General features: G+C 65.8%; 12 protein-coding genes. 3 read left to right on the top strand and 9 right to left on the bottom strand.

All coding sequences use genetic code 11. The annotated features are described in order from the left end of the window. Positions 1 to 212: 212 nt before the first annotated feature. The 9 genes from nudB to ubiE form a co-directional block, all read right to left on the bottom strand. Positions 213 to 671: a dihydroneopterin triphosphate diphosphatase gene (gene nudB, locus MasN3_RS03980; RefSeq protein ID WP_281912535.1), complete on the bottom strand. Its 459-nt coding sequence runs from the start codon at positions 669 to 671 to the stop codon at positions 213 to 215. Between the two features lie 91 nt (positions 672 to 762). Further along, positions 763 to 2,565 carry an aspartate--tRNA ligase gene (gene aspS / locus MasN3_RS03975; RefSeq protein ID WP_281912532.1) on the bottom strand — a complete coding sequence of 601 codons (1,803 nt, stop codon included), beginning with the start codon at positions 2,563 to 2,565 and terminating at the stop codon, positions 763 to 765. A gap of 34 nt (positions 2,566 to 2,599) precedes the next feature. Then, positions 2,600 to 3,187, bottom strand: a complete 588-nt coding sequence (locus MasN3_RS03970; protein WP_281912530.1) for a DUF502 domain-containing protein — start codon at positions 3,185 to 3,187, stop codon at positions 2,600 to 2,602. A 58-nt stretch (positions 3,188 to 3,245) separates the two neighbouring features. Continuing rightward, positions 3,246 to 3,548, bottom strand: a complete 303-nt coding sequence (locus MasN3_RS03965) for an FmdB family zinc ribbon protein (RefSeq protein WP_281912528.1) — start codon at positions 3,546 to 3,548, stop codon at positions 3,246 to 3,248. A gap of 442 nt (positions 3,549 to 3,990) precedes the next feature. Next, complete coding sequence (locus MasN3_RS03960; protein WP_281912525.1) at positions 3,991 to 4,605, bottom strand: SAM-dependent methyltransferase; 615 nt, start codon at positions 4,603 to 4,605, stop codon at positions 3,991 to 3,993. Beyond that, the gene (gene ubiB, locus MasN3_RS03955; protein ID WP_281912523.1) at positions 4,595 to 6,175 is read right to left on the bottom strand and encodes a ubiquinone biosynthesis regulatory protein kinase UbiB; all 1,581 of its coding nucleotides are present in this window, start codon (positions 6,173 to 6,175) and stop codon (positions 4,595 to 4,597) included. The genes MasN3_RS03960 and ubiB overlap by 11 nt, the downstream gene beginning before the upstream one ends. Continuing rightward, the gene (locus tag MasN3_RS03950) at positions 6,175 to 6,798 is read right to left on the bottom strand and encodes a ubiquinone biosynthesis accessory factor UbiJ (RefSeq protein WP_281912521.1); all 624 of its coding nucleotides are present in this window, start codon (positions 6,796 to 6,798) and stop codon (positions 6,175 to 6,177) included. Before MasN3_RS03950 ends, ubiB begins: the two co-directional genes overlap by 1 nt. A 121-nt stretch (positions 6,799 to 6,919) precedes the next feature. Next, positions 6,920 to 7,906, bottom strand: coding sequence for a Tim44 domain-containing protein (locus MasN3_RS03945; RefSeq protein ID WP_281912519.1), 987 nt, complete (start codon positions 7,904 to 7,906; stop codon positions 6,920 to 6,922). Between the two features lie 19 nt (positions 7,907 to 7,925). Further along, positions 7,926 to 8,660: a bifunctional demethylmenaquinone methyltransferase/2-methoxy-6-polyprenyl-1,4-benzoquinol methylase UbiE gene (ubiE, locus tag MasN3_RS03940; RefSeq protein WP_036208714.1), complete on the bottom strand. Its 735-nt coding sequence runs from the start codon at positions 8,658 to 8,660 to the stop codon at positions 7,926 to 7,928. Positions 8,661 to 8,810: 150 nt separating this feature from the next. On the opposite strand from ubiE, the gene MasN3_RS03935 reads away from it, so the two are divergent. The 3 genes from MasN3_RS03935 (at position 8,811) to MasN3_RS03925 (ending at position 15,250) form a co-directional block, all read left to right on the top strand. Beyond that, positions 8,811 to 11,039: a hybrid sensor histidine kinase/response regulator gene (locus tag MasN3_RS03935; protein WP_281912515.1), complete on the top strand. Its 2,229-nt coding sequence runs from the start codon at positions 8,811 to 8,813 to the stop codon at positions 11,037 to 11,039. Positions 11,040 to 11,267: 228 nt separating this feature from the next. Then, positions 11,268 to 12,602, top strand: coding sequence for a sigma-54 dependent transcriptional regulator (locus tag MasN3_RS03930; RefSeq protein ID WP_281912513.1), 1,335 nt, complete (start codon positions 11,268 to 11,270; stop codon positions 12,600 to 12,602). Between the two features lie 344 nt (positions 12,603 to 12,946). Next, positions 12,947 to 15,250, top strand: a complete 2,304-nt coding sequence (locus MasN3_RS03925; RefSeq protein ID WP_281912510.1) for a hypothetical protein — start codon at positions 12,947 to 12,949, stop codon at positions 15,248 to 15,250. Positions 15,251 to 15,296 lie beyond the last annotated feature (46 nt).

Genomic DNA, 15,296 nt, shown 5'->3' with positions numbered 1-15,296 from the left:
GAAAATCATCTCGAATAACTCAGCAATATCTGCAAAAACAACAGTTTATGAGATCAAGTTGACATCAAATCCACACAAACGATTGGAAACTTGTCAAGGAAGTGAATCACCGTGCACAAAAAAAAATTTGGTGATTGTTGTGGTACCACGACAGTTTATTTTCCTGCAGGAATTAACAATCAGCCTATGCCTAAAGGATATTGAGCAAAGATTTACTCTGCAGCAAGGATATGGCGCGGCAACTGGAGTATGGCTTCGGCGTTCGAGGAGGAAAAACAGCGGTCGGCAGCCTCGAGATAAGGCAGCCAGGCGTATTGCGTATGCTCGCGCGGGCTCAGGACCACGGGGATGTCGCGCGGTACGCAGACCGAGAACACGTGTTCGGTATTGTGGGTGACGCCGGGGGCGTAGCGGTGACGCCAGACCGGGTAGATTTCGTAGACATTGGAGAGTCGCCAGTCGTGCAGGCGGATGCGCTCGCCGTCGGCGACGATGCCGGTTTCCTCGAACAATTCGCGGGCCGCGGTGCGTTCGAGCGGTTCGTCGTGGGCGTCGAGCGAGCCGGTGACGGATTGCCAGAAACCCGGGCGGTCGGCGCGTTCGATCAGCAGCACCTCCATGGCGGAGGTATGGATGACGACCAGGACCGATTCGGGGATTTTGTGGGGCATGGGGCTAGAAAAACAAACGCGGGCGGAGCCATTATATGGCCGCGCCCGCGTCAGTTGAATGCGCGGTCGGCTTTGCCGACCGCGCTACTCCTTAAGCGACTTTCGGCTCGTTACGCAGGCGGATGTGCAGTTCCTTGAGCTGCTTCTCGTCGACTTCCGACGGCGCATTGGTCAGGAGATCCTGCGCGCGCTGGGTCTTCGGGAAGGCGATCACGTCGCGGATCGACTCGGAGCCGGTCATCAGGGTGATCAGGCGGTCCAGGCCGAAGGCCAGGCCACCGTGCGGCGGCGCGCCGTACTGCAGGGCGTCGAGCAGGAAGCCGAACTTCAGCTGGGCTTCTTCGGCATCGATCTTCAGGGCGCGGAACACCTTGCTCTGCACGTCTTCGCGGTGGATACGGATCGAGCCGCCGCCCAGCTCCCAGCCGTTCAGGACCATGTCGTAAGCCTTGGCGACGCAGGCGCCCGGGTTGGTCTCGAGCATGTCTTCGTGGCCGTCCTTCGGTGCGGTGAACGGGTGGTGGGTGGCGTTCCAGCGGTCGCCGTCCTCGTCGTATTCGAACATCGGGAAGTCGATGACCCACAGCGGCGCCCAGACGTCGTCGAACAGGCCGGCCTTCTTGCCGAATTCCGAGTGACCAATTTTCACGCGCAGCGCGCCCATGGCGTCGTTGACGACCTTGGCCTTGTCGGCGCCGAAGAAGATCAGGTCGCCGTCCTCGGCGCCGGTCAGTTCCAGAACCTGGGCCAGGATCTCGTCCGAGATGTTCTTGACGATCGGCGACTGCAGACCGTCACGGCCCTTGGCCTTCTCGTTGACCTTGATGTAGGCCAGGCCCTTGGCGCCGTAGATGGCGACGAACTGGGTGTACGCATCGATTTCCGAACGCGGCATCGACGCGCCCTGCGGCACGCGCAGGCCGACAACGCGGCCGCCGGCCATGTTGGCGGCGCCGTTGAACACCTTGAACTCGACCGACTTCATCAGCTCGGTCAGTTCGGTGAACTGCAGCTTGACGCGCATGTCCGGCTTGTCCGAACCGTAGGAGCCCATGGCGGTGGCGAAGTCCATCACCGGGAACGGGTTCGGCAGGTCGATGCCGGCCGCGTTCTTGAACACGACGCGCATCATGTCTTCGAACAGGTCACGGATTTCCTGCTCGGTCAGGAACGAGGTTTCGCAGTCGATCTGGGTGAATTCCGGCTGGCGGTCGGCGCGCAGGTCTTCGTCGCGGAAGCACTTGGTGATCTGGTAGTAGCGGTCGAAGTTGGCGACCATGAGCAGCTGCTTGAACAGCTGCGGCGACTGCGGCAGCGCGAAGAAGTTGCCCGGATTGACGCGCGAAGGCACCAGGTAGTCGCGCGCGCCTTCCGGGGTCGACTTGGTCAGCATCGGGGTTTCGATGTCGATGAAGCCCAGGTTGTCCAGGTACTTGCGCACTTCCATCGACACTTTGTAACGCAGGCGCAGGTTGTGCTGCATCTGCTGGCGGCGCAGATCGAGCACGCGGTGGGTCAGGCGGGTGGTTTCCGACAGGTTGTCGTCGTCCAGCTGGAAAGGCACCGGCACCGAAGCGTTCAGCACTTCCAGCTCCGTGGTGTTGATCTCGATCTTGCCCGACTTCAGGTTGGCGTTGGCGGTGCCCTCCAGACGGTTCACCACGGTGCCGGTGATGCGCAGGCAGTATTCGTTGCGCACGTGCTCCGCGGCCTTGAACACCTCGGCGTTATCCGGGTGGCAGACCACCTGCACCAGGCCTTCGCGGTCGCGCAGGTCGATGAAGATCACGCCGCCGTGGTCGCGGCGACGGTGCACCCAGCCGCACAGGCTGACGGTTTGGCCCAGCAGTTCCTCGGTGACGAGGCCGCAGTAGTTGGTACGCATGGAGGTCATGGTTTTCGTTCCAGGTTGATTGATTCGTTTTGGTTTACTCGGGAGCGACGACGCCCATCGAAACGATGTGCTTCAGGGCCGCGTCCACGGACATGTTCAGTTCCACGACCTTGCTGCGCTCCATCATCAGGAAGAAGCCCGAGGTCGGGTTCGGGGTGGTCGGCACGTACACGCTCACGTAGTCGCCCACCAGGTGGTTCTTCACGTCGCCGCCCGGCACGCCGGTCAGGAATGCGATGGTATAGGAATCCGCGTGCGGGTACGGGATCAGCACCGGCGTGCGGAACGCGTTGCCCGAGGAGGAGAACAGCGTGTCCGACACCTGCTTGACGCTGCCGTACAGCGAGCTGACCACCGGAATCCGCTTCATGATGCGGTCGCCCAGGCGTACGATGTAGCGACCGACCAGGTTATTGGTCAGCAGGCCGGTGAGGAAGACGATGGCGAGCGTCAGCACCGCGCCGAAACCGGGCACGTCCCTGCCGAACAAGGAGCGCGGCTGCCAGGCTTCCGGCACGAACAGCAGCGACTGGTCCAGGGTGCTGATGATGGCGCTCAGGACCCAGACCGTGATCACCAGGGGCACCAGCACCAGCAGGCCGGTCAGGAAATATTTGCGCATCGAATTCTCTTGTTCTTGTTGGGGCTGCGGCCTCACCGGCCGCAGCTGCTCATTTGCTTCAGGTACTGCTCTTGTCGCCGCCGGTGGCGGCAGGCGCAGGCGCCGGCGTGCTGCTGGCGCCTTCGGATGCGGCCGCCGGGGCCGCAGCCCCGCTCGCCGTACCCGTGGCCGGCGGGGTGCCGCCACGGAAGTCGGTCACATACCATCCCGTGCCCTTGAGCTGAAAGCCGGCAGCGGTCACCTGTTTTTTGAAGGCTTCCTTGCTGCACGACGGGCAGACCGTCAGCACCGGGTCAGAAATTTTTTGCAGTACATCTTTGGTAAAACCGCATTCATCGCAGCGGTAAGCGTAAATCGGCATCTCGGTACTCCGCAAAAATCTTCAAAACCCTGAATTATAAAGCTTTTATGGGAGGCTTTGCCTGTTTCAGCCGCAGCAGCCCGGCTGGGGGCGTGCCCGCTGGCCTTCCAGGTGTTGTTTTTCGTCATCGCCATACGCTGTTTCGTTTGCGCAAGAACAGGCCCGGGTGATTAAATAGCATCTTTCTTAAGAACATGATGGCAGTAGGCAAGCTCTGCTGCCCACCGTTAAGAAGAAACAGAAGATTTTGCGCGGTGCTGCACCGCCGCTGGTCCGTAAAAGAACGCTGTACTTGGAAGCCCGCTGATGCGGGCTTTTCTTTTGTACGGCGGGGGTCAGGTCTGACATTTATGTACGGCGGGGGTCAGGTCTGACATTTAGACACGAGCTCTGCTTTATCTCATGCTTGAGGCCGTGTCTGAATGTCAGACCTGACCCCGATTTAGCTTGAGCGGCGCTGCCAGAGCATCCAGCGTTCCTTGCCGGCGAAGATGGGAATCGAATCGGTTACCGGCGCATCCCCGACCAGTTCGAAGCAAGGCATCAGGAGCGCTTCCAGCCCGGCCCTGTCGATTCCGAAGGGCGGACCTTTTACCGTTTGGTCAAAAAAGAAGAAGCCGCCCAGCCGGCCGCCCGCTGGCAGCAGCTCGGCCCAGCGCGCCGCGACCCGCGGCCGCATGGCCGGCGGCAAGGCGCACAGGAAGGCGCATTCATAGATGAAGTCGAGCGCTTGCCGCGGCTGCCAGGCGAAGAAATCGGCCTCCACCACACGATCTGCCCACTGCCCTGCCAGCGCCTTGCCGCGCGCCACCGCTTGCGGCGCGAAGTCGATCGCCGTGGCATCCCAGCCGGCCTGGCACAGGAACACCAGTTCGTAGCTACTTCCGCTGCCCGGAACCAGGGTCGACAGCGGCGCCGGACTGCGCGCCACGAAGTCACGCAGGGCTTGCGGCACGCCGCCGCGGTCCCAGGGTGTGAAGGATGTGGCGAAACGCTCGTCCCAGAAAGCCGGGCTGAGCGGATCGCGGCTGGCGAAGCTTGGCGGATCAGCCGCCATGCAGCACGACATAGCCGGCCACCAGGCTGCCCGCCAGCACCACCACGGCGCCCAGGAAGGCCAGCAGGCGGTTGGTGCGGCGCTGCTCGACCAGCAGGGCCGCCATCAGGTCGGCATTCCCGACCGGATGCCCGTTCTGCGTCGCCATGCCCGAATGGGCGTGGCGCTCCAGGGTCTGGTGCAGCAGGCGCGGCAGCTGCGGGAAGATGTGGGCGTAGCGCGGCGCTTCGGCGCGCAGGCGCTCGACCATGCCCTGCCAGCCCACCTGCTCGCTCATCCAGCGTTCCAGGTAGGGCTTGGCGGTCTTCCACAGGTCGAGCTCGGGGTCGAGCTGGCGGCCCAGGCCCTCGATGTTGAGCAGGGTCTTCTGCAACAGCACCAGTTGCGGCTGCACTTCGACGTTGAAGCGGCGCGAGGTCTGGAACAGGCGCAGCAGGATCTGGCCGAAGGAAATGTCTTTCAATGGACGGTCGAAGATCGGCTCGCAGCAGGCGCGCACCGCCGATTCGAGCTCGTCGACGCGGGTGTCGCGCGGCGCCCAGCCCGACTCGATGTGGGCCTCGGCCACGCGCTTGTAGTCGCGCCGGAAGAAAGCCAGGAAGTTCTGCGACAGGTAATCCTTGTCGAAATCGTTCAGGGTGCCGACGATGCCGAAGTCGAGGGCAATGTAGCGGCCGAAGGTTTCCTTCTCGACCGAGACCAGGATGTTCCCCGGGTGCATGTCAGCGTGAAAGAAGCCGTCGCGGAACACCTGGGTGAAGAAAATCTCCACGCCATCGCTCGACAGCTTCTTGAGGTCCACGCCCTCGGCCGCCAGGCGGTCGATCTGCGACACCGGGATGCCGCGCATGCGCTCCATCACGATCACACTGCTCGAGCAATAGTCCCAGTACATCTCCGGCACCATCAGCAGGTTCGACCCGGCGAAGTTGCGGCGCAGCTGGCTGGCGTTGGCGGCTTCGCGCATCAGGTCGAGCTCGTCGTGCAGGTACTTGTCGAACTCGGCAACGACCTCGCGCGGTTTCAGGCGGCGGCTTTCGGCCCACACCTTTTCGATCAGGCCGGCGGCCATGTCCATCAGCGCCAGGTCTTCGTCGATGGTCTTGCGCATGCCCGGACGCAGCACCTTGACCGCCACCTCGGTGCCGTTCTTCAGGGTCGCGAAGTGCACCTGGGCAATCGAGGCCGAGGCCACCGGCACCCGGTCGAAGCTGCCGAACAGCTGCTCGGGGTGGGCGCCGAGCGCTTCGGTGATCTGGGCGATCGCCAGGTCGGAATCGAAAGGCGGCACGCGGTCCTGCAGCAGCGACAGCTCGTCGGCGATGTCTTGCGGCATCAGGTCGCGCCGGGTCGACAGCACCTGGCCGAACTTGATGAAGATCGGCCCCAGCTCCTCGAGCGCCTGGCGCAGGCGGATGGCGCGCGGCGAGGTGATGCGGCGCCAGAAGAACAGGGTGCTCATGATACGCGCGGTGCGCGGAGCATGCAGGCTCGTGACCGCGATCTCGTCGAGACCGTACTTGGTCGCGACGGCGAGGATTTTCAGCAGGCGCAGGAATTTCAATATCATCAGTTATCCGGACTCAATATCACGCTCTTCGTCGGAGCAGCGTTCTGCGCCAGGCGCTGCTCCAGTTTTGCAATGCGCTTGGCGGTGCGCTCGACGTCGTCGCGCAGGCGCACCACGTCGGCCGCGAATGCGTTCACCGCGGTCGGACGCACCAGCACAGGCCGCTCTTCCAGCAGGAACTCGGCCACGTTCTCGGCCAGCCGGCGGCCGGCGCCCAGCGCCCCGGTCGCGGCGCCGCGCGCGCCCTGCACCAGGCCGCGTGCACCGAGCGGGCCGACGATGCGCTCCAGGTCGTATTCGGCATCCCAGCGCAGACCTTTCGACAGCGAGGAGATGGTGTTGGCGAACTCGGCGTCGCCTTCGATTTTCACGTAGGAAAAAGCACGGTCGCGGTTCTGGGCGATCAGCGGCAGGTCGGTCAACTTGACGCGGATGGTCACGTTGGCCGGGCCTTCGGCCGTGCCGGGCTCGAGCATGCCATCGCGGGCCACGCGCAGGCGCAGCTGAAGGTGGCCCGTGTCGATGCAGGCTTCCTTGCCGGCATGCCGGACGAGCGATTCGCGCGCCCAGGCTTCCTGGGCCAGCAGGTGGTTGATCGTGGCGACGGCAGGCGTCGCCAGCATGGAAGAACTCGGGATCATTGGCAGCACACGTTATAAAAAAACCGCCCGGTGTTAGCGGGCGGTTCGATCTTACCAGTTTGCCGGGCGCAAACCCGGCAGCACGGAACTTAACTGGAAAATATTAAGCAACCTGCTGGATGCCGGCGAGTACCCAGCCGCCCTGGCCCGACAGCGGCTTGGACATGTTCCAGACTTCCACGAAGGGCTCGGCCGGCGCGTTCGGGGCGGTGCGGATCATGCCGTTGAACTGCACGCTGGCCAGGTAGTCGGTAGCGGTGGTCTCGATGCCCAGCAGCTGGCCGTCGATCGTCACCACGTCGGTAAAGTCGGTGGCGCCGCCCCGCTCCTGGATCTGCATCTTCAGCTCGGCGAATACTTCCGGCGAAGTGAACTCGCGCAGGTCGTTGGTGTCGCCGCGGTCCCAGGCGGCCTGCATGCGGATGAAGGAAGCTTTCGCATGGCGCAGGAAGGCATCCTGGTCGAAATCGGCCGGCACGCCCCACTGCTGGTGCGCCGCAGGCGCTGCCGCATCAGATTTACCCAGCGAGACGCCGCCGAACCCGTTCTGGCTCTGGAAACCCGCCGGCTGGCGCAGGCCGGAACCGATTTCCGGGGTCGCGACCGCACCGGCGGCCGGGTTCGGCGAAGCGCCGGCCGGTACCGGGTTGGTGTAGCCGCCGAAGGCTGGATTGGCCGGGGTGTCCTTGCGGCGGAACATGCGCACGATGAACAGCACGGCCAGCACCAGGAGACCGATCATGAGGATGGCCGAGATCGCGCTCGCCAGGGCGCCGCCGATGCCGAAGTGCGACAGCAGCGCACCCAGGCCGAGACCCAGCAGGGCGCCGCCGAGGATGCCCTTCCACATGCTCGGGCGCTTGGCCTGGGCAGCGGCTGCGCCGGCAGCGCCGGCGGCAGCCGGTGCCGCGGCAGGCGCGCGCTGCGGCTGCATGCCCGGGGTGGGCGCCGGAGCCGGGGCCTGCATCTGCTTGACGGGCTGAGACTGGCGGCCGATCGAGCGCTTGCCGCCCATCGGGCGTGCAGTGGCCTCCGCGATCATCGAGACCGCGGTGACCGCCAGAACCATGGTTGCCACGAATTTTTTCATCTTTGCTTCCTTTGTCGTCCTACAGTTTGATACCGGTATGCAGTGCAGCCACACCCGCCGTCAGGTTGTGGTACTGGACCCGCTCCAGTCCCGCATCGAGCATCATGGACTTCAGGGTTTCCTGGTCCGGATGCATGCGGATCGATTCCGCCAGGTAGCGATAGCTCTCGGCATCGCCCGCGATCTTCTGGCCCAGCCACGGCAGCACCGAGAACGAATACAGGTCGTAGGGCTTCTGCAGCGGCTCGATGACTTTCGAGAATTCCAGCACCAAGAGCTTGCCGCCCGGCTTGAGGACGCGGCGCATTTCCGCCAGCGCCTGGTCCTTGTGCGTCATGTTGCGCAAGCCAAAGGCCACGCTGACCCGGTCGAAATAATTGTCCGGGAAGGGCAGCTTCTCTGCATCACACAGCAAAGTTGGGGTCACCAGGCCCTTATTCAATAGTCTATCCCGGCCCACGCGCAGCATCGATTCGTTGATGTCGGTGAGCCAGACCTCGCCGGTGCGGCCCGCCTGCTTGGCGAAGGCCTTGGCCAGGTCACCGGTGCCGCCGGCGATGTCGAGCACCTTGAAGCCCGGGCGCACGCCCGCCTGCGCGATCGTGAACATCTTCCAGGCGCGGTGCAGGCCGGCCGACATCAGGTCGTTCATGACGTCGTATTTCGAAGCGACCGAATGGAAGACCTTGGCGACTTCCTGGACCTTCTGGTCCTCGGCGACGGTCTTGTAGCCGAAGTGGGTGGTATTGGTCATATGTGCTTGCGGTGTAGGGTTGCCAACATTATACAAGCTGGCCGCGCCGGCGCCGTTTGGCGGGCCGGGCAACGTCAAATAGCTTTCCTGACAACATTGCAGCTCTTGTATAATCGTCAAATTGCATAGATAGCGGCTTCCAGCCATCCCATGCGTATCCGCAGCCGTCTCCTGATCCTGGTCCTGGCCATCCTGGTGCCCTCCTTCATCGCAGCCGCGCTGGCGGTCAGCTATGTCTACCGGGAAGAGCAGAAATCGCAGGTGCAGAGCGTCAGCGAGGCCACCCGCGCCTTTGCCCTGATGGTCGACAACGAACTGCAGGCGCGTACCGCGGTCCTGCGCACCCTGGCCGTCGCCCCGTCCCTGCACCGAGGCGACCTGCGCGAATTCTACGAGCATGCGCGCGGCATGGCACCGGCATGGGACACCGTGATCGTGCTGGCCGACCTGGATGGGAAGCAACTGATCAACACACGCAAGCCCTTCGGCGCGGCGCTGCCGACGCGGCGCTCGTCCAACGTCGGCGAACTGATGCAGCGTGGCGGCCCCGCGGCGACCTATGTGTCCGACGTCTTCATGGCGCCGATCGGCAAGATCTACGACTACAGCGTGCAGGTGCCGGTAATGGTGGACGGCGCCCTGCGCTACTACCTGCTGCTGGGCGTCAGCGTGGCGAGCCTGCAAAACCTGCTGGAGCGCCAGCATTTCCGTACCGGATGGACTGCCACCATCGTCGACCGCAAGGGCGTGGTGCTGGCCCGCTCGCGCCAGCCGGAACAGTTCGTCGGCAAGCCGGTGCGCAATTACAGCCGCGAGATCCTGAACCGCTCCCGCGAGGGTATCTACCCGAGCCGCACCCTCGACGGAATCGCCGTGCGCGCTTTTTTCAGCACGGTGCCGATGTCGGACTGGAAGGTGTTGGTCAGCATCCCGGTGAGCGAGATCCGGCGCGTGCCGCTGGAAGCCGCGGCCATGCTGGCCGGGCTGATGGCGGCCCTGCTGGCGGCCGGCGTGCTGGCGGCGCGCTGGCTGGCGCGGCGCGCGATCGGGCCGATCGAGCGCCTCGGCCAGGCCGCCGACGAACTCGGCCAGGGCAAGGAACCGGGCTACCAGCCGCAAGGCATCGTCGAGATCGACAGCGTGGCGCAGCGCATGCGCGACGCCGGGCGCCAGATCCACCAGGCCCAGCAGGAACTCGAGCGGCGCGTGGCCGAAGCCGTCGCGGCCACCGAGCGCGCGCAGGGCGCCCTGCTCAAGTCGCAGAAGCTGGAAGCCCTGGGCCGCCTGACCGGCGGCATCGCCCATGAGTTCAACAACCTCCTGCAAACGCTGAGCACGGCGCTGCAGCTGGCCGAACTCAAGAACCGGGACAATACCGTGCGCGGCCTGCTCCAGACCTGCAAGAAGACCGTGCAGCGCGCCGCCGGCCTCACCGGCCAGCTCGGCTCCTTCGGCCGGATCCAGGAAGCACGCCAGCAAACGGTGGATGCCTGCCAGCAGCTGCGCAGCGCGCGCCAGCTGATGAGCGGCGCCCTGCGCGCCGACATCGACCTGCAGATCGACTGCGACGAGCCGGCCTGGCCGGTGAAGGTCGAGCCCCTGCAATTCGACCTGGCGCTGCTGAACCTGGCCGTGAACGCACGCGACGCCATGCCGCGCGGCGGCATGCTGCGCATCGAGGCACGCAACATCAGCCTTGCCCAGCCCGCCGGCGACTCCGCCCTCGCAGCCCTCCCCGCAGGCGACTACGTGCGCGTGACGGTCAGCGACACCGGCAGCGGCATGACGCCCGAGGTGCTGGCGCGCGCGCTCGATCCCTTCTATACCACCAAGGCACAAGGCCAGGGCACCGGGCTCGGCCTCCCGCAAGCCTATGCGTTTGCCCTGCAGTCGCATGGCCTGCTGCTGCTCGACAGCGAGCCCGGCAAGGGAACCCGGGTCGACCTCTGGCTGCCGCGCGCCGAACAGGCGCCGGAGCCGCCGACGCCAGCGCCGACCGAGGCGCCGCTGCCGCGCGGGCGCGGCGTCGTGCTGTTCGTCGAGGACGACCCACTGGTGCGCGAGGCGGTCTCGCACGCGCTCGCCGAAGCCGGCTTCGAGGTGCTGACGGCGCACGACGGCGACCAGGCCGTGGCCCTGCTCGAGGGCGGCGCCCAACCCGACGTGGTGTTCTCCGACATCGTCATGCCGGGCAGCGTGAACGGCATCGACCTGGCCGCCATCGTGCGCCGGCGCGACCCCGGCTTGCCGGTGGTGCTTGCCACCGGTTACACCGAACGCCAGCCCGCCATTCCCGGGGTGCAGGTGCTGGCCAAGCCCTATCCCATCGAACGCCTGGTTACCCTGCTGGTCCGTGCCGGCGCCAATCGCACGCACTGAAGTAAATACTATAAGGCATTGATTCCTGTGGGAATTTTTACGATGCGAATTACCAACTCGGCAATATTCGTGCGCCAAAAAGTGGCCGTTTCTGGTTAAATCACAGTCAACGCGGTGTCGGACGAGTCCGGCATTCTCTCCCCGGTGTTTTTCCTACAAAACCTTCGGGGATTTCGGCCGGCAAGGTCGCCTGCATTACCAGCAATAACGAATAACAACGAGGTTAATGTGTCGGTCAAACGACTCTTGTGCATCACAACTGAGGGAAATGCGGGCGTGCGTGCCGCCTGCGGGGACTTGCGGGGCTGGGACGTGTGCACGGTCGACAGTATCGCGGCCGCGCGCAAGGTGCTGGCACAGCAGCACTATGCGGTCGGACTGCTGTTCGACGGCGACGGCAGCCTCGAGCACGACGACACCGAACGCTTCCTGCAGCAGCACCACCACGTCCGCTGGATCGGCGTGTTCGGTCCCGACCTGCTGCACCGGCCGCAGCTGCGCCAGGCCATCGCCACCCACCTGTGCGATTTCCATACCCGTCCGGTGGACACGGTGCGCCTGCACCATTCGCTCGGCCACGCGCACGGCATGGCCATGCTGGCCAGGTCGACGCCGCCGCACAAGCGCGCGTCAAACGCGCGCCACATCGACGGCAACTCGGTAGCGATCCGGCGCCTGCGCGCCCACATCGACAAGATCGCCGCCGTCGACGCGCCGGTGCTGATCTCGGGCGAAAGCGGGAGCGGCAAGGAACTGGCGGCGCAGGAAATCCACGCGCAGTCGCCGCGCGCCAGCGGGCCTTTTATTGCTATTAATTGCGCTGCGATTCCGCCATCGCTGATCCACTCCGAGCTGTTCGGCTACGAGCGCGGCGCCTTTACCGGTGCGGCGAGAGACAAGCCGGGCCTGATCGAGGCAGCTTCCGGCGGCAGCATTTTCCTGGACGAGATCGGCGACCTGCCGCTCGACCTGCAAGCCAGCCTGCTGCGCTTCCTGCAGGAACGCACCATCTACCGCGTCGGCGGTACCCGCACGGTGGCGGTCGATGCGCGCGTGATCACCGCCACCCACGTTGACTTGCCCAAGGCGGTGGCCGCGGGACGCTTCCGCGAAGACCTGTACTACCGCCTCAGCGTGTTCCCGATCCGGGTACCGCCGCTGCGCGAGCGCAAGGAAGACCTTCCCTTGATCACCGAGATCATTTTTAACAAATTTGCCGATGAGAAGAGTCCGCAGCTCAAGGGCATCAGCAAGCAGGCCCTGCGCGCCATGGCCCAGCACGACTGGCCGGGCAATATCCGCGAGCTGATCAACCGCATGCGGCGCGCCATGGTGCTCGCCGAGCACCGTCTGATCATGCCGGAAGACCTCGAGCTGGCGCCCCAGGACGACGCCATCATCCTGCGTGACGACCTCGACCACTCGCGCGGCAGCGCGGAACGCACCGCCATCTGGAACAGCCTGGCCAAGTGCGGCAACAACATCAGTCAGGCCGCGCGCGAGCTCGGTGTCTCGCGCATGACGCTGTATCGCCTGATGGCCAAGCACTCGATCGCTCCCTGATCACGCCTGGCCTGGGCGCTTTACCCTTCTTTTTCTCCTACATTCTCGAAGCAAGCGCAATTCCGCGTCTGCTTCTGCACGCCTGTGCGCGCTGTTACAGGGTGATACAGTCTGGTGACAATCTTGTTACAACTGTCACAGTTTTGAGACAGCTTTTTTCAGAGTTATTGAACTGCCTCATCAACTTAGTCCTACAAGCTTGCTCAGCATAAAAATCACCAGATTAATCAAAGACTTGCAAGATCCTAAAGAGCTGGCACGCAAACTGCTATGAGGAGGATGGACCGGTGACATGGAACGCCGGGCATTTCAACTTTTCAGTGATACACATAGGGGAGTAACAGATGAAGCGCACTATTCTGGCGATCGCGATCGCTTCGGCATTTGGTCTGGCCCACGCACAAACCGGCAACACCGTTGACCGCGTCCGTGGCGATAACACCCAAACCACCAGCATCGACCGTTCGAACAACAGCACCAACTCGACCGACAACACCAACAACAGCACCCGTACCAATACCACGACCAATACCGACAGCAGCGACCGTTCGAATAACAGCGACAACTCGGACAACAGCACCCGCACGACCACGAACACGACCACCACCACCACCGACCGTTCGGACAACAGCGACCGCTCGAACAACAGCGACAACTCGGACAACAGCACCCGCACCACCACGAACACGACCACCACCGACGCGTCGGACAATAGCGACCGTTCGAACAACAGCACCACCACGAACACCACCAACACCAACAACTCGCGCGACGCCTCGGGCCAGAACCGCAGCTCCGGCGACGCTTCCGCTTCGGCTGCCGGCGCAGCCGCCGCCAACAACGGCGGCAACGCGACCTCGAGCATGAGCAACTCCTACAACAGCTCGAGCGCCAATTCGACCAGCAACCTGCGCGGCGAAGTCAGCGGCAACCGTATCAACAACATCGGCAACGTCGCCAACAGCAGCGGCAACGCCAGCGGCGCGGCCGGCTACGGTGCAGCGGGCGGCATGGCCACCGGCGGCGAGGCAAACGGTGCTGCCGGTGCAGCCGGCGGTGCAGCCGGTAGCGCCAACGGCGCTTCGGCCGGCGCAGGCGGCCAGGGCGTGAGCGGCGCCGCTTCGAGCGGCGCTGCCTCGATCGGCAACGCAGCCGGCGGCATGGGCGGCGCCGGCGGCAACACCGGCAACGCATCGAGCGGCATGGGCGGCTCGGGCGCAGCCGGCGGCATGGGCGGCGCGGGCGCGGCCGGCGGCATGGGCGGCGCAGGCGCGGGCGGCAACGCCGGCGGCGCAGGCGCAGCCGGCGGCGCGGGCGGCTTCGGCGGCGGTTCGGCCTCAACCGGCGGCGCAGGCGGCGATTCGGGCGCGACCGGCGGCCTGGGCGGCGCTTCGGGCGCCACCGGCGGCATGGGCGGCGCAGGCGCCTCGGGCGGTGCGGGCACCGGCGGCCTGGGCGGCGACGCCACCGGCGGCGCAGGCGGCGCAACCGGCGCCCTCGACGGCGGCAACGGCGGCAACAGCGGCGCCACCACTTCGGGCGCAGGCGGCATGGGCGGCGGCTCGGGCGCCACCGGCGGCGCGGGCGCAGCAGGCGGCGCAGGCGGCATGGGCGGCGCAGGCGGCTCCTCGAGCGGCTCGACCCAGACCGCGTCCAGCGGCGCAGGCACCGGCGGCGCCGGCCAGGGCGACAACGGCGCCTCCAGCGGCGCAGTCATGCCAGGCATGGAAGGCGGCGCAGGCGGCACCAGCGGCGCTGCCAACGGCACCGCTGGTTCGGTGACCTCGGGCGCCGGCACCAATGGCGATACCATGAACACCGGCGGCGATTCGACCTCGGGCGCTGGCGGCGCAGGCGCGGCAGGCGGCGAAGGCGGCGCAGGCGCCTCGGGCACCTCGACCGGCGGCGCAGGCGCGGCAGGCGGCCAATCGACCGGCGGCACCGGCGGCGCAGGCGCAGCCCTGAGCGGCACCGGCGGCGCTGCAGGTTCGGGCACCGGCGGCGCCGGCGCTTCGGGCAGCGGCGGTGAAGGCGGCGCAGGCGGCGCAGGCGCGGCAGGCACCTCGACCGGCGGCAATGGTGCAGAAGGCACCTCGACCGGCGGTGCGGGCGCTTCGGGCACCTCGACCGGCGGCGCCGGCGCAGCAGGCGGCGCAGGCGGCACCGGCGGCGCAGGCGGCTCGGGCGGCGACGGCGGCGCCGGCGCGGCAGGCGGCTCGGGCGCAGCAGGCGGCATGGGCGGTTCGGGCGCGGCCAGCGGCGCGGCCTCGAACTCCAGCGGCAGCGGCGAAGCAGGCGGTGCAGCCACCAACGGCGATTCGGCCAGCGGCAGCGGCACCTCGGGCTCGGGTACCGGCGGCAACGGCGGCGAAGGCGGCATGGGCGGCACCTCGACCGGCGGCAACGGCGGCGCGGGCGGCACCACCACCGGCGGCGAAGCCATGGCCGGCAACGGCGGCAACGGTACCGGCGGCAACGGCGGCACCCAGTCGGTGACCACCGGCGCCTTCGACATGTCGAACACCATGTCGAACGTCGCCGCGGCGGCAGCCGGCGTCTCGGTGATCAGCCAGAACAACGGCTTCTCCTCGCTGATCCAGCAGAGCGTCAACGTTCAGTCGAACATGAACGTGGGCAGCGGCCAGTAAGACCAGTAGTGACCGCCGCGCGGCCGATGCCGCGCGGCGGTTTTTC

The sequence above is a fragment of the Massilia varians genome (assembly GCF_027923905.1).
Classification (GTDB): Bacteria; Pseudomonadota; Gammaproteobacteria; order Burkholderiales; family Burkholderiaceae_D; genus Telluria; species Telluria varians_B.
This window is presented reverse-complemented; position numbering and strand designations above follow the sequence as displayed.